This is a genomic window from Bacillus sp. SIMBA_008 (genome assembly GCF_046535495.1).
GTDB lineage: Bacteria > Bacillota > Bacilli > Bacillales > Bacillaceae > Bacillus > Bacillus subtilis.
Genome location: NZ_JAWRWL010001172.1, coordinates 1 through 240, shown reverse-complemented (window position 1 = coordinate 240; position 240 = coordinate 1). Strand labels below are relative to the sequence as shown.

Here is a 240-nt window from a genome sequence, read left to right as displayed (position 1 = left end):
CTGATCGATCTGCAGCTGCCGGTCTCGGATGCCGACACCCCGCGAATGCGTGCGGCTGACCTCATCCGGGACAGCGCCGTCGATCCGGAGGCGATGAGCCGGCTGACGGATGCCGTCGAACGGGCGAACTACGCGCGCACCGGTGCGGAGCCGATCGACCTCGCCGCCCCGTTGGGTGTCGTCCTCGGACGCCTGCGTCGCAGCGTCGATCGTCCGACGCAGGTGCGCGCCCTGCTCCTC

General features: G+C 70.8%; 1 protein-coding gene. It reads left to right on the top strand.

The window, feature by feature from the left end:
- Window positions 1-240, top strand: a 240-nt coding sequence (locus tag SB658_RS27145) for a hypothetical protein (RefSeq protein WP_410603630.1), incomplete at both ends; no start/stop codon positions are given.